The organism is Terrihalobacillus insolitus, assembly GCF_028416575.1.
GTDB classification, from domain to species: Bacteria; Bacillota; Bacilli; order Bacillales; family Amphibacillaceae; genus Terrihalobacillus; species Terrihalobacillus insolitus.
The window spans coordinates 130,691-153,653 of sequence record NZ_JAMQKB010000001.1; the positions used below are offsets into that span (position 1 = coordinate 130,691).

The 22,963-nt window shown below is 39.3% G+C and carries 19 protein-coding genes, 1 tRNA gene and 2 riboswitches; of the genes, 10 read left to right on the forward strand and 10 right to left on the reverse strand.

Annotation, left to right across the window (positions count from 1 at the left end):
- Positions 1–92 precede the first annotated feature (92 nt).
- The 5 genes from NC797_RS00690 to NC797_RS00710 all read right to left on the reverse strand — a co-directional run bounded on the left by NC797_RS00690 (position 93) and on the right by NC797_RS00710 (position 8,945).
- Positions 93–1,322 (reverse strand): homoserine dehydrogenase, encoded by a 1,230-nt coding sequence (locus NC797_RS00690; RefSeq protein ID WP_272434663.1) that lies wholly within the window; start codon positions 1,320–1,322, stop codon positions 93–95.
- A gap of 13 nt (positions 1,323–1,335) precedes the next feature.
- Positions 1,336–3,021 (reverse strand): acetate--CoA ligase, encoded by a 1,686-nt coding sequence (acsA, locus tag NC797_RS00695; protein ID WP_272434665.1) that lies wholly within the window; start codon positions 3,019–3,021, stop codon positions 1,336–1,338.
- Between the two features lie 227 nt (positions 3,022–3,248).
- Positions 3,249–5,048, reverse strand: a complete 1,800-nt coding sequence (locus NC797_RS00700; RefSeq protein ID WP_272434666.1) for a PLP-dependent aspartate aminotransferase family protein — start codon at positions 5,046–5,048, stop codon at positions 3,249–3,251.
- An 80-nt stretch (positions 5,049–5,128) separates the two neighbouring features.
- Positions 5,129–5,245: riboswitch (SAM riboswitch) on the reverse strand.
- A gap of 21 nt (positions 5,246–5,266) precedes the next feature.
- Positions 5,267–6,358 (reverse strand): homoserine O-acetyltransferase MetX, encoded by a 1,092-nt coding sequence (gene metX, locus NC797_RS00705; RefSeq protein WP_417168667.1) that lies wholly within the window; start codon positions 6,356–6,358, stop codon positions 5,267–5,269.
- Between the two features lie 79 nt (positions 6,359–6,437).
- Positions 6,438–6,552: riboswitch (SAM riboswitch) on the reverse strand.
- 554 nt (positions 6,553–7,106) lie between these two features.
- Positions 7,107–8,945: a monovalent cation:proton antiporter family protein gene (locus tag NC797_RS00710; protein ID WP_272434668.1), complete on the reverse strand. Its 1,839-nt coding sequence runs from the start codon at positions 8,943–8,945 to the stop codon at positions 7,107–7,109.
- A 258-nt stretch (positions 8,946–9,203) separates the two neighbouring features.
- Here NC797_RS00710 and NC797_RS00715 point away from each other — a divergent pair.
- The 10 genes from NC797_RS00715 (at position 9,204) to clpP (ending at position 18,972) form a co-directional block, all read left to right on the forward strand.
- A tRNA-Arg gene (locus NC797_RS00715) sits at positions 9,204–9,279 on the forward strand.
- 247 nt (positions 9,280–9,526) lie between these two features.
- Positions 9,527–10,525: an ABC transporter ATP-binding protein gene (locus NC797_RS00720; protein WP_272434669.1), complete on the forward strand. Its 999-nt coding sequence runs from the start codon at positions 9,527–9,529 to the stop codon at positions 10,523–10,525.
- Positions 10,522–11,508 (forward strand): ABC transporter ATP-binding protein, encoded by a 987-nt coding sequence (locus NC797_RS00725; RefSeq protein ID WP_272434670.1) that lies wholly within the window; start codon positions 10,522–10,524, stop codon positions 11,506–11,508. Before NC797_RS00720 ends, NC797_RS00725 begins: the two co-directional genes overlap by 4 nt.
- A gap of 55 nt (positions 11,509–11,563) precedes the next feature.
- Entirely contained in the window at positions 11,564–13,216 is a 1,653-nt protein-coding gene (locus tag NC797_RS00730; RefSeq protein WP_272434671.1) for an ABC transporter substrate-binding protein, read from the forward strand.
- Between the two features lie 168 nt (positions 13,217–13,384).
- Entirely contained in the window at positions 13,385–14,389 is a 1,005-nt protein-coding gene (locus tag NC797_RS00735; RefSeq protein WP_272434672.1) for an ABC transporter permease, read from the forward strand.
- Positions 14,390–14,406: 17 nt separating this feature from the next.
- Entirely contained in the window at positions 14,407–15,315 is a 909-nt protein-coding gene (gene nikC, locus NC797_RS00740) for a nickel transporter permease (RefSeq protein ID WP_272434673.1), read from the forward strand.
- A gap of 132 nt (positions 15,316–15,447) precedes the next feature.
- The gene (locus NC797_RS00745; protein WP_272434674.1) at positions 15,448–16,038 is read left to right on the forward strand and encodes a DUF6305 family protein; all 591 of its coding nucleotides are present in this window, start codon (positions 15,448–15,450) and stop codon (positions 16,036–16,038) included.
- Positions 16,039–16,077: 39 nt separating this feature from the next.
- Positions 16,078–17,436: a sensor histidine kinase gene (locus NC797_RS00750; protein ID WP_272434675.1), complete on the forward strand. Its 1,359-nt coding sequence runs from the start codon at positions 16,078–16,080 to the stop codon at positions 17,434–17,436.
- Positions 17,437–17,438: 2 nt separating this feature from the next.
- Positions 17,439–18,041: a response regulator gene (locus tag NC797_RS00755; protein WP_272434676.1), complete on the forward strand. Its 603-nt coding sequence runs from the start codon at positions 17,439–17,441 to the stop codon at positions 18,039–18,041.
- A 343-nt stretch (positions 18,042–18,384) separates the two neighbouring features.
- Positions 18,385–18,972 (forward strand): ATP-dependent Clp endopeptidase proteolytic subunit ClpP, encoded by a 588-nt coding sequence (gene clpP / locus NC797_RS00760; protein WP_272434677.1) that lies wholly within the window; start codon positions 18,385–18,387, stop codon positions 18,970–18,972.
- A gap of 106 nt (positions 18,973–19,078) precedes the next feature.
- Here the strand turns inward: clpP and NC797_RS00765 are convergent, their stop codons facing one another.
- The 5 genes from NC797_RS00765 to NC797_RS00785 form a co-directional block, all read right to left on the reverse strand.
- Positions 19,079–19,333: an HPr family phosphocarrier protein gene (locus NC797_RS00765; protein ID WP_272434678.1), complete on the reverse strand. Its 255-nt coding sequence runs from the start codon at positions 19,331–19,333 to the stop codon at positions 19,079–19,081.
- A gap of 123 nt (positions 19,334–19,456) precedes the next feature.
- Positions 19,457–20,407: a DNA-binding protein WhiA gene (gene whiA / locus NC797_RS00770; protein ID WP_272434679.1), complete on the reverse strand. Its 951-nt coding sequence runs from the start codon at positions 20,405–20,407 to the stop codon at positions 19,457–19,459.
- Positions 20,408–20,431: 24 nt separating this feature from the next.
- The gene (locus NC797_RS00775) at positions 20,432–21,394 is read right to left on the reverse strand and encodes a gluconeogenesis factor YvcK family protein (protein ID WP_272434680.1); all 963 of its coding nucleotides are present in this window, start codon (positions 21,392–21,394) and stop codon (positions 20,432–20,434) included.
- A gap of 3 nt (positions 21,395–21,397) precedes the next feature.
- Positions 21,398–22,282, reverse strand: a complete 885-nt coding sequence (rapZ, locus tag NC797_RS00780) for an RNase adapter RapZ (RefSeq protein ID WP_272434681.1) — start codon at positions 22,280–22,282, stop codon at positions 21,398–21,400.
- A 13-nt stretch (positions 22,283–22,295) separates the two neighbouring features.
- Positions 22,296–22,766 carry an 8-oxo-dGTP diphosphatase gene (locus NC797_RS00785; protein ID WP_272434682.1) on the reverse strand — a complete coding sequence of 157 codons (471 nt, stop codon included), beginning with the start codon at positions 22,764–22,766 and terminating at the stop codon, positions 22,296–22,298.
- Between the last annotated feature and the right edge of the window lie 197 nt (positions 22,767–22,963).

The window sequence follows — 22,963 nt, forward strand, 5'->3', positions numbered from 1 at the left end:
TTGCGAATCACACCTTGATAGGTATACCATTATTTTTAAGTTGAAAATGTGAAACACATTGATAGGTATCAACTATCAAGCATTGATCGTATCTAATGTGAAACAAGGATCTTGTCCTTCTGTCCCGTTAAAGCGATTCGATAACCTTTCATCTTAGGATCTCCTGAAACGAGTGAGCGAATCTCTCTTTCACTACCTGCCACCCGCCATCCCTGGATCATTGTATTACCAGCTGGGACACTGTACTTGTTAAGGATGGGAATTCCATTGGAAGGAAGATCCGAACCGATGAGTACCCATTCTTGCATTTCATCTGATAGAGAAGGAGCAAGTGTAACATCTTGCTGAACCTTCGTTTGTGCTTCCGTTTGAAAGAGGTTAACAAAATCCTCGATGATCGCACTCGCTGTTGGTAGTGCTCCTGCGCCAGGTCCTTGTAGCAAAATTTGCCCAACAAGGTCACCCGTTATTGCTAAAGCATTGTTCACCCCATCCACTCCATAAAGGGGATGATCCTGTCCAACCATTACAGGTTCGACCGATAAACGTGCTTCACCTTCAATAAGCTCGATCGATGCTACATGCTTTATTTTCATTCCTAATGCCTGAGCAAATTCAATATGCTCCAATGCCAAATTTCGGATGCCTATGTGAACCATCTTTTCCCATTCTGGCTGTATTCCATATAATAAATCACTCAAAATAGTAAGTTTAAATAGTGCATCCCAGCCGTCAATATCATTGTCTGGGTTTGCTTCTGCATACCCTTTTTCTTGGGCGGAAGCGAGCGCTTGATCAAAGTTTTTTTGGTTTGAAGCAATGTCACTTAAAATATAGTTGGAAGTACCATTTAAAATCGCTTCTATTTTGGAGATCCGATTTACTTTTAACAACTGCTTGAATGTTCCAATTGCAGGGATGCCACCCGCAACTGCTGCTTCAAACTCAAGTCTAACAGAATACTGTTCTGCATATTCACGAAGCTCTTTTCCTTTATGAGCAAGTAATTCTTTGTTTGCTGTAATAACATGACAGCCTGTTTCCATTGCCTTCTTTAAATACGTGTATCCAGGCTCTATCCCTACGATCGCTTCAATGACTACGTCTAAATCAGGGATTTCTAATATACGATCCATGTTTGAGGTGACCAACGTTTCACTATGAATCTTTCTCTTTTTGTTCTGATCCCTTACTAAAACACCTACGATTTCTACCTTTTTCCCTAAGAGCGCTTGAAGCCTTTTCTGATGGGAATGAATGGTATCGTATACACCTTCTCCTACTGTGCCAAATCCTAATAATGCAACCTTGACACTATCCATTACATCCCTCCTTCTAAACGTAAAGACTTCCTGCTTTTTCAACTTCTCTTTCCTTTAATTTTCTCCGCAAAATTTTTCCGCTTATTTTCGTTTTTGGAAGTTCTTCAACCACTTCTATTTCTCTAGGAGCAGCATGTGCAGACAGGTGTTTGCGAACAAATTGGCGAATTTCCTCTAATAGAGATTCTGTTCCCGCATAACCTTTCCTTAACGTTATAAATGCTTTTACTACTTCCCCACGCAATGAATCTGGTTTCCCTATAACACCCGCTTCAGCAACTGCAGGATGCTCAATCAATTTACTTTCCACTTCAAATGGACCGATTCTTTCTCCCGATGAATTGATCATATCGTCACTTCTACCTTGGAAAAATACATATCCGTCCTCATCCATTCGTGCCAAATCACCAGATATGTACCATCCATCATATTTGAAGTATTCCTTATATTTGTCTTGATTTCCCCATATTTCTTTCATAAGCCCTGGCCATGGGGTACGAACGGCAAGCTGTCCAATTTGACCTGGAGGTAGCTCGTTACCCTCCTCATCTAAGATGCCCACCGCTATTCCTGGAAATGGCCGTCCCATTGAGCCAGGTTTAATCGGCTCAGACGGTAAATTAACAATTAAATGCCCACCAGTTTCTGTCATCCACCACGTATCGTGAATACGTAGATTTAGGTTCCGTAATGCCCACGTTATGACCTCCGGATTTAATGGCTCTCCGACACTAAGTACATGTCTAAGGGAGCTCAGGTTATATTTTTTGTGTGCATCACCATTTGACATCAGCATCCGAAATGCTGTTGGTGCACTATACCAGACTGTAATTTTCAATTCTTCTATTAATTTATACCAGTCCTCTGCTTTAAATCGACCGCCTTGGATTACAATGGTTGCCCTGTTCAGCCATGGAGCAAAGAGTCCGTAAACACTTCCAGTTACCCATCCAGGGTGGGAGGTACACCAGTAAACATCCTCATCATTGACATCCAGTACCCATTTACCAGATTGATAGTGATGAAAAACAGCACGGTGAGCATGTAATACACCTTTAGGCTTGCCGGTAGAACCACTTGTGTAATGGATAATTAGCCCGTCTTCCTCACCTACCCATTCGACGAGTGCATCATTTGGTTCTTGTTTAACAGGCAACGCTTCAATGTCTTCAGACAATAAAATTGTGTGGAGTGATGGAATCTCTTCTTGTGGTACGCGCTGCACCAAATCACGATTCGTGATCAAAACAGTGCCACTACAATCATTGATCCGGTCTTTTACAGCATCCGCCATAAATGCCTCGAACAATGGTCCAGCAATCGCACCTATTTTGATAATCGCAAGAATGGAAAGATAGCATTCTGGGTTCTTTGGTAAAAAAACAAAGACACGATCACCTTTTTTGACTCCATTTTCTTTCAATATACGTGCATAGTGGTCTGTTTTAAGTTTCAATTCATGAAACGTGTAACTCACTCTTTCGTCACCATTCACATAATGAAGGGCAATTTTATCTCCATAGCCTTCTTCAACATGGCGATCAATCGTTTCGTATGCGGCATTTAATTTGCCTGTCTTTTGATAACGTAATTCCTTTGCTGCATCATTCCACGTAAAAAAAGCTTTCGTTTGTTCATAATCGGACAATTGATAATTGCCAGGAACAGGAGCGATTGCGTTGATTTCTGATTTAGACATGATGTACCTCCCTAGGATGTAGAATGTAATACATAAGCAAAGCGAACTCGTTTCAGCAAGCTGAAACGAGTTCGCTCACCGACAAGAAAACTTTACGGAAAAGGACTTTTTAACACGCATTTACACTGTTCTGCTAACGATTACCAAAAATCCAACAACAGAAATTGCCAAAAAGCTTCTCATATCAATCAATGGCTGTTTCATGACAATCCCCCTCCATTTGGTATTTAAATCTCACAAGCATATGTCGAAATTGTCCCACGTAGACGCTGTGCTTCTTTATAGGTACAACGATTGTGCACAACTTGGAGTCCAGCATCTCTTGCAATAGAGGCTGCTTCTTCTGAAACGACACCTTCCTGCAACCAAAAAATTCTCGGTTTCACCTCTGCAGCTTCACGAGCAATTTCGATCGCGGCTTCTGGGCTTCTAAATACTTGAACAATGTCAATCGGTTCTGGGATGCTTTTTAGATCTGGATATGCTTTTTCGCCAAGTATTTCTGTTTCTCTCGGATTAACAGGGATAATTTTATAGCCGAGACGTTGCATCTTTCTTGCCAGACGATGACTTGGTCTTGCTTCTTTTCCACTTAAGCCTACAACAGCCAGTGTTTTTTGTCTTTGAACTGCATTACCTTCATCTTCCACTCGTTCTGTAGGGGATTGGAGCGCCCAGCGAATGACCCCTTCATCATTGATTACAATTTCAGAATCCTCACTTGAACCAATACCTGTCGCTTTTGCTAACGATTTGTCAAGATCATTGATTAGATCCCGAACCGATTCGATTCCTACAGATAATCTGACAAGCTCTGCTTTTACTCCAGTAGCTTCTAACTCTTCCTGTGAAAGCTGTTGGTGTGTTGTTGAAGCAGGGTGAATAATAAGGGACTTTGCATCCCCAACATTTGCCAAATGAGACCATAAGGCAACATTATTGATTAAATCGCGTCCAGCCTCTTTTCCACCTTTTATTCCAAAGTTAACAATGGAACCGAACCCGCCATTCAATACTTCCTTCGCTAATTCATGGGCAGGATGGCTTTCTAGTCCAGGGTATGAAACCCATTCCACTGCAGGGTGTGCTTCCAAATACTTCGCAAGCTCTAATGCGTTTTGGTTATGCTTCTCAACCCGTAAGTGCAATGTTTCAACACCTTGCAATAGAAGGAACGCATTAAACGGACTTAAGCTCGCACCAAAATCCCGTAATAGTTGAACCCGAACCTTCGTGCTAAACGCTAACGTACCAAAATCAACCGCATATCGTATGCCATTATAGCTATTGTCTGGCTCAGTAAATTGAGGGTACTTTTCAGAATTCCAATTAAAGCGTCCGCCATCAACGATCACGCCCCCTATTGAGGTACCGTGGCCACCAATCCACTTTGTCGCGGAATGGACAACAATATCTGCTCCAAGCGTAATTGGCTTACATACATATGGGGTAGCGAATGTGTTGTCAATAATTAACGGAACACCAGCATCGTGTGCAATATCTGAAACTGCTTCCACATCTAGAACATGTAAGCTCGGATTTCCGATAATCTCACCATATACAGCTTTTGTTTTATCTGTTATCGCTTCTTTAAAATTTTCTGGATCTGTTGGATCAACAAACTTCACCTGAATGCCATAGCGGGGTAACGTTGTTGCAAATAGGTTGTATGTTCCTCCGTATAAATTGGTCGCAGCGACAATTTCATCCCCTGCACTTGCTAGGTTTAAGATTGATAATGTAATAGCTGCCATCCCAGATGATGTTGCAACTGCTGCCACGCCGTCCTCTAATAGCGCCATTCTTTTTTCAAAAACATCGACCGTTGGGTTACCAATCCGAGAGTAAATATTACCTGGTTCATCCAGCGCAAAAAGGCGCTCAGCATGTTCTGTGTCATGAAACACATAGGAAGTAGTTTGATAGATTGGTACTGCTCTTGATCCAGTTGTCGGATCTGGCGATTGGCCTCCGTGTAAAGAAATAGTTTCCAGATCATAAGTATTTGTTGAATTTGAATTTGTCATGTAAAATTCCTCCTAGTAAAATATGTTCTTGCGCAAATGAAAAGAGCCTCTGCTCATAAGAGAAGAGGCTCTTTTCCCTCCCCTTATCTATCAGGATGTAACCTGCTGGAATTGGCACCTTTTTAGATGATGTTTTACATGATCTAAATGGTTGCTGGGCTTCATTGGACCAGTCCCTCAGCCTCTCTTGATAAGAGCTTTATTCTATTTTTAAACACTTATTCATTTAATTGATTTTGAATAAGGTTTCCCCAGTTTTCAAATTCCACCAAAAATCCGTCATGGCCAAATCGGGTATTCACTTTGTGAAAATCCGCTTTGCCTCCCCGTTGATTGGCTTCGTTCGTTAATAATTCCAGTTTGCTTGGTGGGTACAACAAATCGCCTTCAAAACCAATGGCAACAATTGGTGAGCGAATGAGTGATAGAGCCTGTTGCCATCCACCCCGACCTCTGCCTATATCGTGGCTATCCATTGCGCGTAACAAGTACAAATAGCTGTTTGGATCAAAACGCTGTGCTATTTTTTTACCTTGATAATTAAGATACGATTCAATTTGGTAAGTCGCTTCCTTGTGTGATTCACCGATGCCCGTTTCTGTTTGTTCCCTAGAAAACCGATCATTAAAAAGGTTATCTGTTCGATAGGTGATCATCCCAATCATCCGAGCAATACTTAATCCACTTTCAGGTAAAGAATCATGGGAATACTGTCCATTATTCCAGTTCGGATCAGAAGTAATCGCAACCCGTGCAATGTTATTAAATGCAATTGCATAATCGCTCAAATATGGTGTTGCGGCGATTGGAAAGATGACATCCATCATATCAGGGTATAGGATCCCCCACTCCATCACCTGCATACCTCCAAGTGATCCACCTAAGACCGCTTTTAAATGCGTTATACCTAATCGCTGTAGGGCCTCATATTGGGCGTTCACCATATCACGTATCGTCAAAAAAGGAAAATCACCTTTATATGGTTTCCCTGTCTCTGGATTTTCACTTAACGGACCTGTTGATCCATCACATCCACCAAGTACGTTAAACGAGATAACTTGGTATTTATTAGTATCAATATAGCTACCTTGGTTAATTAACCCTGCCCACCATCCAGGTGTATCGTCTGTTCCTACTGCATATTGATTTCCTGTTAAGGCATGACATACAAGAATGACTGGCGCATCAAGTGAACCACTTCTCTCATATGCAAGCGAAACATCTTGCAACACTTTTCCAGATTCTAATTGGAGAGAACCGATCGTTACATTTCCTGTTTTACTCGGTGACGCAACTGTCAAAGGACGCACCCCCCACTATTTTTAATCAAATGAAAAAGCCTCCCTGAGTGATCAGAGAGGCTAGAATAACGTTTATCATTATACCGCCCTCTCATCACTCAAAGCATACAGCTTTGCAGGAATTGGCACCTTTTCAAACAACAAAATTGTCTGACGGTTGCCGGGCTTCATCGGGCCAGTCCCTCCACCTCTCTTGATAAGAGTCAACAAATTTATGAATTTAATTAATTAGCAGTTTAGCATGATAAGCACAGTGTGTCAACAACAAAATCGAGGCGGACTGAGAGGCCGTTATTTTCGGTAAACGGGCTGATTTCCGCGATTTAGCGGACTCACAGGCCGTTATTTGCTCTAAATCGGCTCTTTATGGCTGGATTTTCGGCAAATAAGAGCCTCTCAGTCCGCTAAACACGCCAAAATCACAGTTTTTAGCCAAATAACGGCCTCTCAGTCCGCTAAAAATCCGATCCGGACTGAGAGGCCGTTATTTTCGGTAAACGGGCTGATTTCCGCGATTTAGCGGACTCACAGACCGTTATTTGCTCCAAATGGGCTCTTTATGGCTGGATTTTCGGCAAATAAGAGCCTCTCAGTCCGCAAAACCCATCAAAACCATAGTTTTTGGCCAAATAACGGCCTCTCAGTCCGCTAAAAATCCGATCCGGACTGAGAGGCCGTTATTTTCGGTAAACGGGCTGATTTCCGCGATTTAGCGGACTCACAGACCGTTATTTTCGGTACACGGCAGCTTTTTCACCTACCCTAACAACTCTCTTAAGTCCGAAATACTATCATGGCTGCCTGTCACAATAAGGCGATCACCTATTTTCAATTCTGTATCCCCATGTGGCACAATGGATTCACTTTCCCTGAAAATCCTCACAATAATCGAGTCACCTAAGAAAGGGAAATCCCTTAGTTTCACATTATGGAATGTGGAATTTCCTAAAGCAACCTCGTGCAAGCCTTCCTCTGTTGTAGCAAAGATTCCTGCTATGTGTGGGGACTCAATCATAGCCTTCATCATTGCTTTCGTCGAAAAGAAGGAAGAAAACACACTAATATCTTTCTCTTTCAATGCATTACTTAATCCAGGCGTCTCAATACGCGTTACAATGTTTTCGATCCCTTGTTCATATCCAATTAACGCTAGTTCATAATTTCGCTGATCATCCGTAGTGGATAATACCAAAATATCTGTATCAAACACTTCTTTTTGTCTTAGTTCTTCTTCTGAAAAATCCTCGATATGCTTTACTTCAAACTCTGACTTTGAATATTCTTCATCCAGTTTTCTTTTTACATGGTAAAGACAAACTTCATATAAACTTTTATCCAATTCATTAGAAAGTGGAAGTGTGACTTGATTAGCACCAACGATTTTGATCCTTTTTTTGCTATCTTCCATTTCCTGAATAGGGAAAAAGTATTTAAATAAGACAGGGGCAGTAATAGATGAAATAATCGCTAACAGGATAAGCGCTGACGACATCCTTGTGTCGATCACACCAATTCTTTCTCCAATTTTTGCAGCCGCTACGACAAGTGACAATGTCGAAGTTAACAAAAACCCGGAACCAATCACGACCTTCCAATCGTACCACCTTTTCAATACCATAATAGGGAAAAACTTAGATAGTAACAACCCAATAAATAGTAACGGAATTAACAGGAAGACAGTTGAATCCTGAAAAAGTGACCATATATCCAGCTCAACCCCAACCATTACAAAGAAAATAGGAATTAAGAATCCATACCCAAAGGAATCTAACTGTTTGATCATCTCTTTATTAGGCGAAAGAAGGGATACCAAAACACCAGCCAGAAAAGCACCCAATATATTTTCTGCACCAACAGTTTCTGACAATCCAACAAGGATCATGATTAATGTAAAAACAGCTCGGGTACCAATTTGTATTGTTCCCGTAGACATTGTTTCAAAAAAAGATTGGTTACCCAAATATCTACCGACAAAATATAGTATGATTCCAGCAAGGAACAAGATAAGCAGCAGCCACGTATTCCCCCCACTTTCTTGGAAAGAAACAAAAACCGCTAACAAAATCATTGTAACTAAATCTGCAATAACAGTAACTAACAATATAATTTGACCAATACCTGACTTCATAATCTCGGCTTCTTTTAATGTTGGAACTACAACCCCAAGTGAAATCGTAGAAATAACAAGCGTCATAAAAAACGCATTTTCAACAAGCCCCATTTCTTGTAACAACAGTGAAATAAGGTAGGAAAATAGTAAGATCAAAATAAAGATGATCAAAGCAACGAAAAATCGATTTGGTTCAGGTTTTCCATTCAACCGTTTCTTTTTACTCTTTTTATTTGCGAAAATAGAAAAATCGATTTCTACACCACTTAGAAACATAAGAAATATGAACCCAAGAGTCGATAATATCGTAATCCACGGGTCTGGTTGAACAATATCAAACCCACTTTTCCCAATGATTAAACCAACAATAATTTCTGCTACTACTACTGGTATACTATTAAGCCTAAGCCTTTTTAACAAAATCGGTGTCAAAAAGGTAGCGATCAACACGACAATTAGAGATGTAACAGATGTAGATTCCTCCACAAAAACCCTCCTAAAACGGATGATTAATTCTTATAGAAAAAATAACTATACTATATAAAAGAACGGTTTGACAACAGTTTTATTTCCATTATTTTAAGAAATTATAGCTATTCTTATCATCATTCTTTATGTTCCATACTATACCACCGATTCATGATGAAGGCATAGTACATGTTCTCATTAAATGCAATAGAAATATCTAATTGAATTTTGCTTTAAAATCAGTTATAATCATCTTTGTGCTTGTTCTAGGAAGATGCGCTCGTAGCTCAGTTGGATAGAGCGGTGGTTTCCGGTACCACGTCTGTCGGGGGTTCGAATCCCTCCGAGCGCGTATAAAAAAATCAATTAAAAGACACGGTGTTTCGTTGATAGTGACGAAGTTCCGTGTCTTTTTTTGCGATACATATTTTCATACGTCCATTATTTCCATTTCATACATTCTTTTTTTGAGAAAAATGAGAAAAAAGCCAAAAATATTATGAACCACGTATAATAATAAATAATTCAGAAAAATTGGACATTCGTTCCTCTATTTTGACAAACATGGAAGCGATAAGTGATAGATGAGGGGGATTTACATGAAGGACGAGACACCAATACTCCAAGTGAAACAACTACATACACATTTTTTTTCAAAATCTGGAGTGGTGAAAGCAGTTGATGGTGTCAATTTTGATATAAAACCTGGTGAAACATTAGGAATCGTAGGCGAATCTGGTTCTGGAAAAAGCATCACCGCCATGTCCATTATGCGATTGATTCCGTCACCACCTGGAAAAATTGTGAACGGAGAAGTGTTATTTAAAGGCGAAGATTTATTGAAAAAATCCGAGAAGCAAATGAGGAAAATACGCGGGAAAGAAATATCAATGATTTTCCAAGATCCGATGACTTCGTTAAATCCAGTCTTAACCGTTGAAAAACAAATGATAGAAACGATCTTAACCCATGAAAATATGAATAAAAGTCAGGCTAGAGAACGGGCTGTGGAGCTAATGGACCTTGTCGGTATCCCAGAATCTAGAAATAGATTAAAAAACTACCCCCATGAATTTAGTGGTGGAATGAGGCAGCGTGTCATGATCGCGATGGCCCTTGCTTGTAATCCTGAAGTGTTAATTGCAGATGAACCGACTACCGCACTTGACGTAACCATTCAAGCTCAGATTCTTGAACTGTTGAACAAACTTCAAAAAGAACTAGGCATGGCAATCGTTATGATCACCCACGATCTCGGGGTTGTTGCCGAAGTTTGTGACCGCGTAATGGTAATGTATGCTGGGAAGCCAGTTGAATTCACAGAAGCTAATTCCCTGTTTGCGAATCCAAAACATCCTTATACATGGGGCTTGATGAATTCGATTCCAAAAATCACCTCAAAAAAAGAAAAACTCGAAGCGATTGAGGGTGCACCACCAGATTTACGGGCACTCCCACAAGGATGTAGCTTTGCTCCTAGATGCAAGCATGCGATGGAGCAATGTTTGACCATTGATCCTTCCATAACAAAAGTGGAAGAAAGCCATCATGTACGTTGTTTACTATACGAAGAAACAGAAAAGGTGATATCTACATGAGTACCCTATTAGAAGTAAAAGATTTAAAAAAACATTTTCCAGTTAAAGGGGACTCTCTTTTTACAAAGGAAATGAAAACGGTCAAAGCAGTTGATGGTGTTTCCTTTACTGTGAACAAAGGGGAAACATTGGGACTTGTTGGGGAAAGTGGGTGCGGGAAATCTACCACTGGACGTACCATTCTTAAATTGGTAGAACCTACTTCGGGTGAGATCTATTTCCGTGGTGAAAATATCACGTCCTTTCAAGGTGAAAAAATGCGAAAGCTACGAAAAGAAATGCAAATCATTTTTCAGGATCCATACGCTTCCCTTAACCCTAGGAAGACAATTGAACAAATAATTACAGAACCGATGAAAATTTTCAACATACCAAAACGAGACAGAAACAAAAAGCTGAACCGCCTATTAGATGTTGTTGGATTAAGCTCTTATCACAAGGTACGTTATCCACATGAATTTAGTGGTGGACAACGACAGCGTATCGGTATTGCGCGTGCATTGGCACTAGAGCCTGAACTTGTCATTTGTGATGAACCGGTATCTGCCCTAGATGTCTCTATTCAAGCACAGGTTGTCAATCTAATGGAAGATTTACAGGAAGAATTTAACCTTACGTACATTTTTATTGCACACGATTTAAGTGTCGTTCATCACATTAGTGACAGGGTCGCGGTCATGTATCTTGGACAAATCGTTGAAACCGGTCAAGTGGATGAATTGTACAAAAACCCAAAACATCCCTATACACAGGCATTGTTGTCTGCCATTCCAGAGGCAGATCCAACGATACAAAAAGAAAGAATTGTCGTAAAAGGTGACCTTCCTTCACCATCGAATCCACCACAAGGCTGTAAATTCCATACAAGGTGCCCGTATGCGGAGGAAATATGTAGAACAGTGAATCCTGCATTGAAACAAGTCTCAACAGGTGGACAACAAGCAGCCTGTCACTTTGTTAAGGAGGTGGTAGAGGAATATTGATCCATTTTCCAACGGTACTTAATCATTATTTATTAAATTTAAGGGGGAAACAATTTTGAAGAAAAAAGCACTTTGGACATTGCTTAGCTTATTGTTGATCATGATTATAACGATAAGTGGATGTAGTGGAGATGAGAAAGCCAACTCAGATGATCAGAAAGACGCTTCTGATGATACAGAGCAAACGAATGACGACAATGAAGACAGTGACGACGGTAAGAAAACGTTCGTTTTTGGACGTGGGGCCGACTCTGTACAGCTTGACCCATCGAAAGTAACAGATGGTGAATCGATTTACGTTACGAACCAAATTTATGACACATTAGTTCGTTATGAGGAAGAAAGCACAGAAGTAAGACCTGCTTTAGCAACCGAGTGGGACACTAGTGATGATGGATTAACTTGGACATTCACACTGCGTGAGGGTGTCAAATTCCACGATGGCACCGACTTTACAGCAGAGGATGTCGTTTTCAATTTTGAGCGTTGGGCATCAAGTGCTGAGAACATTTACTATGGATACATGTTTGGCGCTACAGAAGATAATCTAAGTGGAATTATTGATAAGGTAGAGGCAACAGGTGACTATGAAGTTCAAATTACATTGTCTGAGCCTAATGCTCCATTCCTTTCTACATTAGCTATGCCACCATTTGGTATTGCTAGCCCAGATGCGATCGAAAAATATGGGGAAGATTACTTTAAAAATCCAGTTGGTACTGGCCCATTTGTTTTCAAGGAATGGATTGTTGATGACAGTATTACATTAACTAAAAACGAAGAATATTTTGGTGAAGTGGCTAAAGTCGATGAAGTTATTTTCCGAACCATTCCAGATAATGGCGCTCGTTTCATGGAACTACAAGCTGGATCCATTGATGCGATGAACGGGTTGAACCCACAAGACATTGACACAGCGGAATCAGATGAAAACCTACAAGTTATCCGTAGACCATCAATGAATGTTAGTTACATGGCTATGAACACAGACAAAGAAGGACCAATGTCTAATAAACTAGTTCGGCAGGCAGTAAACTTAGCAATTGACAAAGATAAGCTAATGACTCTTTTTGAAGGAATCGGTAAACCAGCCAAAAACCCATTACCACCTTCCATCTGGGGTTACAATGACGAAATTGAAGACTATGGTTATGACATTGAAGAAGCAAAACGACTGCTTGCTGAAGCTGGGTATGGAGATGGTTTTGAGGTTTCTTTGTATACCATGTCTAACCCACGACCATACCTACCACAGCCAAAGGTGACTGCACAAGCAATCCAGCAAATGCTGTCAGAAGTAAACATTAAGGTAAATATAGTAGAAAACGATTGGGATACACATCTAACGAAAACAGAAAACGGCGAACACGATATGGCGTTCTTAGGATGGACTGGCGACAATGGTGACCCAGATAACTTCCTATACGTTTTACTTGATAAAGACAATGCGAAAAAAGGCTCTGCAGGAAATATCGCATTTTATAAAAACGATGAAGTGCACGACTTGCTTAAATCAGCACAAACAGAAATGGATCAAGCAAAACGAACAGATTATTACATGCAAGCACAAGAGATTATTAAAGAAGATGCACCATGGTTCCCGATTGCCCATACGACACCACCGATCGCTGCAAGTGCAGATGTAGTAGACTACCTGCCACACCCAACAGGCAGTGAACCATTTAATTTCTTAGATATTAAAGAATAAACATTCTTGCTAGCACTACTCTTAGGAATGCCAAAGAAGTTACCTTTGAAGAAGTTGAACACGCACTTAAACATTCAAAGGTAACTTCTTCATTACTTGAATACAGGTTCTTAATTGGAATGAACCAGTTCGATCACAAATGTTAGCAAAATCAATGGAGGAATGTACATGCTTAAGTACATTATAAGAAGACTAGCAATGCTCATTCCCGTACTACTTGGTGTTTCTATCCTTGCATTTTCCCTAATGCAGCTAATACCAGGAGATCCAGCAAGAAGCATGCTAGGTGAAAAAGCGACCGAATCACAGTTAATGCAACTTCGTGAAGAAATGGGATTAAACGATCCTTACATTGTTCAATATGGACGTTTTTTAGGAAGTGTACTGCAAGGGGATTTAGGGGAATCGATTAAATCGAAAGAAGATATTAGTGTAGAGCTATTAAATCGATTACCAGCAACAATTGAATTAACGATGTTTGCGATGATATTGGCAATCGTTGTCGGAATATTGGCCGGTGTGATTGCTGCAGTAAAGCAATACTCTTGGTTCGATAACCTAAGTATGACTGGTGCACTTTTTGGTGTATCGTTACCCATTTTTTGGCTTGGACTCATGATGATATGGCTTTTCTCCGTGAAATTAGGAATCCTTCCTGCCTCTGGACGATTATCTAATGATGTAGAGCTGAATACCATTACGAATTTTTATTTGTTGGACAGTATTCTAACTGGTAACTGGGTAGCTTTTAAAGACGTTTTTACACATTTGCTCATGCCTGGAGTTGCATTAGGTACGATTCCAATGGCAATTATCGCTCGTATGACGCGTTCGAGTATGCTCGAAGTAATGAAACAGGACTATATTCGTACAGCAAATGCAAAAGGTTTAGCAAGGCATTTAATCGTTTTTCGGCATGCATTAAAAAACGCATTCTTACCAGTATTAACTGTTATTGGACTCCAATTTGGCCTTTTACTTGGCGGTGCAGTTCTAACAGAAACAATCTTCTCTTGGCCTGGTGTGGGGCGCTATGTCTACCTTGCTGTATTAGGACGTGATTACCCCGTCGTACAGGGCGCTATTTTAATTATCGCGATTATTTTTGTACTCGTTAATTTGATTACAGATATCTTATACAAATATTTTGATCCGAGAATTAGCTATAATTAGGAAAGGAAGTGAGCGACATGTCAGCAGAACCACATATATCACCACCACAGTTAGAAGTAAGCAAACCAAAAGCTCACCCAAAATCCTCCAGTTTATGGCTGGATGCTCTTTCAAGACTTGTTAAAAGTAAAACCTCATTTATTGGGTTGTGTCTCATTTTACTATTAATCCTTACTGCTATTTTTGCACCAGTTATCGCGACCTATGACCCTACTGAAGTGCAACTACTTGATCGTTACCAAGCACCATCTTCGGAACATTGGTTAGGCACGGATGAGCTTGGACGGGACATTTTTTCAAGAATTGTTTATGGGAGCCGTATATCGATCCAAGTTGGTGTGATTGCAGTTGGTATTTCTGCTATAGTCGGCATTTTATTAGGTGGCATCGCCGGTTACTTTGGACGCTGGGTTGACCAAATCATTATGCGTATTATTGACATTTTGATGGCTTTTCCTAGTATTCTACTAGCTATTGCATTAGTTGCTGTTTTAGGTCCAAGTTTAACAAATGCCATGATTGCTGTAGGGATTGTCGGTGTTCCCCAGTTTGCTAGAATTGTTCGATCCACAGTATTGTCGGTAAAGGAAACGGAATATATTGAAGCCGCGAGAGCTATTGGTGCAAAAAGTAATCGAATTCTCTTCCAGCATGTGTTACCAAACTGTACGGCACCAATTATTGTACAGGCAACACTTGGTATTGGTACTGCAATCTTAGATGCAGCAGGGTTAAGCTTCCTCGGGCTTGGAGCACAACCACCCGCACCAGAATGGGGAGCAATGCTAAGTGATGGCAGGGCTGCCTTACAAACGTCCCCATGGGTTATAACATTCCCTGGCATCGCTATCTTTCTTGTCGTTCTTGCCTTTAACCTATTCGGTGATGGCTTGCGTGATGCGCTAGACCCACGATTAAAACAATGAAAATCATTCGAATGAATATTAATGGCGAAAATAGAAAACTAGTTACAGCAACTAAATAATTAGTTAAAATAAAAGGGAAAGCTAGTAGCTTTTCCTTTTATTTTTATGCAAACTATTTAAGGAGTTCAAAATATGAATAAGTACAACGTTGCGATCATTTGTCTTGTAGTTGCATTTTATCTCTTTTTCTATCCCTCTTTGCAGCTATCCAGTCAACATATTAATGTGTACCCAAATCTTCCTGCACCATTAGGGAAAGAACCAATTTTGTTTACTTCGGCAGGACAAGCTGCCGAAAATTCTATATTATCTAACTTTGCGAATCAACTACATTTAGAAGGTGATTACCGTCCAAGAGCATTAGCTTCTGATTTGTACGACTATGAAACGTTAGTTATTGCGATAGGATACAGCCAAAATGGCGTATTAAATACGGGAAGAAATTTTCAAAAAGAACAAAAAAGAACCATTACCTTATTGAAGGAAGCAAAACAAAGAGATATGCCGATCCTTCTCGTTCAAATTGCTGGAAAAAATAGAGGAAACCAGCATACACAGGAATTGCTTCTCAGTTCTGTTCCATATGCAAGTTACTTTCTCGGATTAAAAAATATGAACAAAAGAACAGAAATGATAGAAAAAATCAGCTCCAATAACATTCCTTATACTTTAGTGAGTGACTTAAATGATTTAAAAACCCCGTTTAATTCTTTTTTCCGTTAGGTTGAACACGCACTTAAACATTAAAAGAGGATGAATACAATGAGAAGTAAAAGCTTAGTTGTAGCTGGAATAATTGGTGTATTTCTTATCATTTATGGCCAACTTTTCCCGTCCATGTCCCAGGACTGGTCTTTTTATATGTTAAATACAATTGAAAAGAGCATTCAAACCAGGGATAATGGTGCACTATTGATCATTTCCTTCTCCTATGTCGCTCGATACGTTATACTGTTTTTTATCCTTTATCTTGGTTCCTTTTTAGTGGCAAATTATGTAACAAATGAACAAAATAACGTTTTATTTCAAATCATATTTATCTTCTGCACACTTGGCAGTATTTTTTTGCTAAATCAACTATATGTAGAGTATATTCCCTTTTCCCTGCATCTTTTATTACTAAGCTTTTTACTATTTTTGAAAAACTATTTGCCTGAACAAAGATATTATTATTTAACATTTTCGATCGTTCTTATCCTATTGCTTATATCGTTTCAGTGGTTGAACTTGATACCTGCTCTATCAGCTTTCAATATAGGCACTGACGATTTTGCAATAGCTCTAAAGATTGCAGATAAATTTCTTACAGGAGAAAGACTGTTTAATACTCTCTTTACTGTCCTTTTTGTTGTGTTTAGTTTAATAGCTATTATTTTTACTATTTTAGTTCATTTGTTTAACATGCAATTCATCACATTAAAAAAATATCAAAGGCAAGAGGTAGAGCTCAAGGAAACTCGGGTCGCACTAGTTGAATCAAAGGTATATCAAGAGATTCACACACTTGTTCATGATTTGAAGACTCCACTTGTTTCTGTCGATGGACTACTATCATTAATCGAAATGAAATACCCAATTCGTGAGGATGAAAAAATGCAGGATTATTTCAATCGACTTGATCGATCGATAAGAAAAATGAATGATATGATCTCAGAAATATTGTACGAGGACATAAAGAAAGCAATCACAGTTGATGAATTACTTCGATACGTAACAAGTCATTTATCGTTAGACGACCAAAAGGTGACGCTATCCATTAAATTAGAAGATCATCTCCCCCTGATTCAAGTAAACAAAATACGATTCGCTCGTGCCATATCGAACCTATTAGAAAATGCAATTCTATCATTTAAAGGAAATTCAGGAAACATTCATATTCATGTAAAACAAATTAAAGAAGTTGTATTATTTCGGATAAGGGATGATGGACCAGGCATCAACGAGAACCACCTTAACAAAATATGGAAGGAAGGCTTTAGTACGAAAAACTCTACTGGTATTGGTTTATCCTTTGTCAAACGTGTCATAGAAAATCACGGTGGTAACATTTCGGTAAAAAGTAATGTCGGAAAGTACACGCAAATGGAAATTTTTCTTCCTGCTGTGCAAAAGGAGGTTTAGGGATGATATTAATTATTGACGATAATGAAGATATCCGATTTACGATTAGAGAAATATGCGAATTCGCTAATTGGAAGGTAATAGAAGCAGCTTCCGGAAAATCCGGAGTGGAACTGTTTACAAAAATGAAACCAGACCTTGTCATCGTTGACTATCATATGTCAGAATGGGACGGCCTAAAAACAACAAAAGAACTAAGAAGGCAAAACCAATCTGTTCCAATCATTGTCTTAACGATCGACGAGCGCCAAGAAATTGCGAATGAATTTCTAAATGCTGGGGCTTCAGATTTCGCACTAAAGCCAATAAAAGCCCCTGATTTGATTTCAAGAATTAGATTAAATTTAAAAATAGGAAAGCTCACAAAAGGACAGTCAGAGGCATTCGTCGAAAAAGGAATTAATGTCGAAACACTACGCACGATTAAAAATTTTCTACTCCATCAGACCGATGCTTTAACGATTGCTGAAATCCAAAAGGAACTGCCTGTAGCTTATCAGACAGTGCATCGATACCTTAATCACCTAGTTGATAAGGGTGAGGCGGAAGTCATCTCTCATTATGGGAACAAAGGACGTCCAAAAAACAAATACAAATTACTGTAGTTACGCGATAAACGAGTATAATTATGGTTTATTTCGGCGAAAAAAGGGAAGGATGGAGAAAAGAGTGTGATGCCAGTAGCGAACTCGTTTCAGCAAGCTGAAACATCGGGGAATCAGATGGAGTCTCGACTCCACCTGATTGGAAATTCCCACCTACGCTTCGCTTAGAGGTGGGGGTCTAAAACCCTAAAACCATTTAAAGATAAAACGAATCCACTCATAACCATTATTTTAAGCACAGCCTTTTTGTTTGACCTTTATTGACCATTTAGTTACTATGAAGATAGTTGCCAGACAAAAGGTGATGAATTTAAAAGAACCATGAAAAAGGAGGACGTACGACATGAATTTAATTCCAACAGTTATTGAACAAACGAACCGCGGAGAACGTGCATATGATATTTATTCCAGGCTATTAAAAGACCGTATTATTATGCTTGGTAGTGGTATTGATGATAACGTTGCAAACTCCATAGTAGCACAATTGCTTTTCCTAGCAGCAGAGGATCCGGAAAAAGACATTTCATTATACATCAATTCACCTGGAGGTTCCATTTCTGCAGGGATGGCAATCTATGATACGATGCAATTTATTAAACCCAATGTTTCAACAATTTGTATCGGAATGGCCGCTTCAATGGGCGCATTCCTATTAGCTGCAGGTGAAAAAGGAAAGCGTTATGCACTTCCAAACAGTGAGGTCATGATTCACCAACCACTCGGTGGCACACAAGGGCAAGCAGCTGATATACAAATCCATGCTAAACGCATTATCCAAATGAGAGAAAACCTTAATAAGATTTTATCTGAGCGGACTGGACAACCGATTGAAGTGATTGAGCGTGATACGGATCGCGACAATTTCATGCCAGCTGAAAAAGCGAAGGAATATGGGCTAATTGACAAGGTTATGGAGAAAAAACCTGAATAAACTACTACGTAAACTGGAGCGAGGCAAACTCGCTCCAGTTTTTTTACAATGGCCGTCTTTTATTCTGACCTCTTCCTTTGCTGTTCAAGGATTCACATGTATAAAATTAACTTTCACTGACAAATGATAACAGCTCCTTTAATGCTTTCTCTTCATCATTCCCATCTGCGATCACCAGAATTTCTTCTCCAGAAGCAATAGCTAAGCTCATTAACCCCATAATACTTTTTGCATTGATTCTTTTACCATCCTTTTCAATAAATAGATCTGAAGTATAACTATTTGCTTTCTGTACAAATTGTGCAGCTGGTCTAGCCTGTAACCCTGTGGTCAGCTCTACAGTAACATACTTTTCAACCACAATCATTTCCCCTCTCATATAGCATATATAGTAAGCGTTATCATTTTAGTGGTAAAACTACATCCTATCGAAAAGGATGTAGTATCAGTACCAATTATATCATATTTTAACGATGATTTTCTGTTAATTTTTCTCAAGTGGCTGTCCATTTCGAATCTTGTCAGCGAACTCATCAATTTTTTTTAAGCGATGATTAATACCTGACTTACTAATCTTACCGGTTGAGACGAGCTCACCTAATTCCTTTAAAGTTACATCCTGATGGTTCACGCGCAAATCCGCTATTTCTCTAAGTTTATCAGGAAGGCTTTCTAATCCTACCGTTTTCTCAATGAACCGGATATTTTCAACTTGGCGAAAGGCCGCGCCGATCGTTTTGTTTAAATTCGCTGTCTCACAATTAACGAGTCGATTAACTGAATTACGCATATCGCGTACAATTCGGACGTCTTCAAATTTAAATAATGCTTGGTGTGCACCAATTAAATTTAGAAATTCAGTGATTTTCTCCGCTTCTTTTAGATATGCGATATGCCCTTTCTTTCTTTCTAACTCACGGGAATGAAGTCCGAAGCTATTCATAAGCTCATAAACGGAATGATTATGCTCTTTATAAAAATTAAATATTTCCAAGTGATAGGAGGATGTTTCTGGGTTGTTTACAGACCCCCCAGCGAGAAATGCCCCACGTAAATAGGCGCGTCTGCAACAGGTTTTTTTCTTAAATTTTTCTGAAATAGTTTGATTAAATCGAAAGGAGTCAATTAATATATTTAGATCTGTTAAAAATTCCTTCGTGTTTTCTTTCATGCGAACAATATAAACATTGTTCTTCTTTAGTTTCATTTTCTTTCTAACTAACAACTCTACAGGAAATGAATAAAGCGACTTTATTAAAGTATAAATCCTTCGTGCAATAGCCGCATTTTCAGTCTGTACATCTAATATATATTCTTGTCTTGACAAGGAGATGACGCCATTCATTCGGATTAAAGCGGCAAGTTCGGATTTAGAGCAACAATCCTTCGCTTCAATTTTCGTTAGTTCTTTCTTGATTTCAGCTGCAAATGACAAAACTATCCCACCTCCCATTGCCTATCAAAACGAAATTAATGAATAAAGTAATTGGGCAACTTTCTTTGTATCATGACGCAATGTCTTTTTTTGATCATCAATGATATCTCCCTCAATGATCTCAAGGCCCATTTTGGATAACCGGTCGATATCATATATTACCGGCTCTGCGTTTTCCTCGGCATAAACCTCGCGAACCTCACCAATGATTGGTTTATTATGTACCAAAATAGAATGGATACAGCCATATCCGATATGGTCATAGATCGCTTGAACATGATCCGCTACAGTGTAACCAGATGTTTCCCCCTCTTGCGTCATCACATTGCACACATACACAACCTTTGCTTTTGTGTTTCTTAATGCATCCTCAATTTGAGGGACAATCATGTTCGGCAATGTACTTGTATAAAGACTTCCAGGTGCTACGACAACTAGTTCTGCATTTTCTAAAGCTTTTACAGCTTCTGGGAGTGGGAGCACAGGCTCAGGGCTTAAAAATACACGCTTAATTTTCTTGTTTGCTAGTGGGATATTAGACTCACCTGAAACAACAGTTCCGTCGTCCATTTCTGCATGCAAATACATGTTTTGATTTGCAATTGGATAAATACGTCCTTGTACATTTAGAACACGAGAGATTTCTTTTATTCCATAATAAAAGTCTCCCGTTAAAGAAGTCATCGCTGCCAACAATAGATTTCCCATCGAATGGCCATTAAGACCATTTCCACCATTTTTAAATCTATGTTGAAATAGGTCTAACAGCATTGGTTCGGCTTCTGATAATGCTGCTATGACATTTCGTATATCTCCTGGAGCGGGGATTTCCATTTCCGACCGTAATCGTCCTGAGCTACCACCGTCGTCTGCGACAGTAACAATTGCAGATAAATCGATCGGGAAATACTTTAACCCACGAAGAAGTACAGGCATTCCTGTGCCACCGCCAACGACAACGACACGAGGTTTTTTCTTGCTATTCATAGATTAATGTCCCTTTCTTTTATCGATATCCCGGTGACTAACGTGTGTCACATAATTTGCAGAAAATTGCTTTGATAAATATTCTGCAATCGCCACCGAACGATGTTGTCCGCCCGTGCAACCAATTGCAATGACTAACTGGCTTTTCCCCTCCCGTTTATACTGTGGAAGCATAAATTGAAGCAAATCTGAAATCTTTTCTACAAATTTTTGGGTATCCGACCATTTAAATACGTATTTCGCAACCTCATCGTTTTTTCCTGTCAATGGCCTCATATTTTCTACGTAATGTGGATTCGGTAAGAAACGAACATCAAAGACTAGGTCGGAATCAATTGGTAGTCCATATTTAAATCCAAAGGAAACGATTTGTACGGAAAAAAACGCTTGATCCCTCTCTGCATACATGTCTACAATTTTATCTCTTAATTCTTTTGGTTTTAAATCAGTAGTGTCGATGATATTTTGTGCACGTCCACGAAGTTCATCTAACATTTGCCGTTCCAACTGGATCCCTTCCATTGGGAGTCCCTCAACAGCTAATGGGTGAGAACGCCTTGTTTCCTTATACCTTGAAACAAGTGATTCGTCCTTTGCATCCAAAAATAAAATGTGTTCCTCTAGCCAATCTTGATCACCTAGCTTATCTAACGCTTCAAATAATGTATCAAAAAATTCTCTTCCTCTAAGATCCATTACTAAAGCAACTTTTTGAATCGTATTTGTTGCATCCCTCATCAACTCTAAGAATTTAGGTAATAAGGCAGGAGGAAGATTATCTACACAATAAAAACCTAAGTCCTCAAAGCTTTGAACAGCTACCGTTTTACCAGCACCAGACATCCCTGTTATGATAACTAACTTTGTTTCTTGTTCTTTACTACTCATTGTGTGCTCCCCCCTATTGACATGGTGGATCAAGATTTAAGTCAATTAGCCGATCATCGGGTGTATAAATGAAGGTTCCGTATAGCAAATGCTCGTTCGCTAGTATATGCTTGAACATAAAGTAGTCTCCTTCAGCCATTGGTTTATCTAGCACTTCCGCTATTGGAACCCATTCCAATTCCCCTTCTTTACAGTAATCGAAAAGCGCTCCTTTTGATGTATCACAAATGAAAGTAAACATCATCCACTCTCGCATGATTTCGAGTTGATCCATTACAACAAACGTAAACACACCGCGTAACTCAGGATTAATTAAGTCTAGCCCTGTTTCTTCTTTAAACTCTCTTACTACCGATTGTTTAATGGACTCACCCTGCTCCATTTTACCCCCAGGGACAACATACCAACCGTAACGAGGCTTTTTTAACATGAGAATTTGATTTTTACTTTCATCTTTTAATATACAATTTGTAACTCGTTGCATCGAAAACGCCTCTTCTCTACCTGAAAGGGGGAGAACATCCTCCTATAGTAATTCCTTTAGTTATTCCTTTACTTATTATACAATGATTATTTTACTTCCCACAATAATATGATCCATTTCCTTTTTGTGTATATTCCATTTTGGATTTTGCTCATGTCTTCCTAGCGGTGTGGCGCAACGCAAAAAAAATGACGCAG